This is a genomic window from Citrobacter cronae (assembly GCF_016893685.1).
Taxonomy (GTDB): domain Bacteria; phylum Pseudomonadota; class Gammaproteobacteria; order Enterobacterales; family Enterobacteriaceae; genus Citrobacter; species Citrobacter werkmanii.
On sequence record NZ_CP069763.1, the window covers coordinates 3,979,114 to 3,979,332 of the forward strand.

Annotated in this window: 1 protein-coding gene; it reads left to right on the top strand. The window is 51.6% G+C overall.

Annotation, left to right across the window (positions count from 1 at the left end):
* Positions 1-219, top strand: a 219-nt coding sequence (locus JSN25_RS17185) for a hypothetical protein (RefSeq protein WP_204525743.1), incomplete at both ends; no start/stop codon positions are given.

Below are 219 nucleotides of genomic sequence, written 5' to 3' on the forward strand. Positions count from 1 at the left end.
AAAGCAGTCTGGAAACTGGTGAAGAGTCACATACCGGCCAGCAAGCCGATGTGAACCAGAATGCGGATTCTGTCGCCCAAAACAGCGATTCTGTAAACCAAACCGAACCAGTTGCAGCACAAACCGAGCCAGAAGCGCAATCTGACGAACCAGCTGTTGTTTACCCCGCTTACTTCGAGCCAGGTCGTTATGAAGGTCTACCGAACGAGGTCTATCACG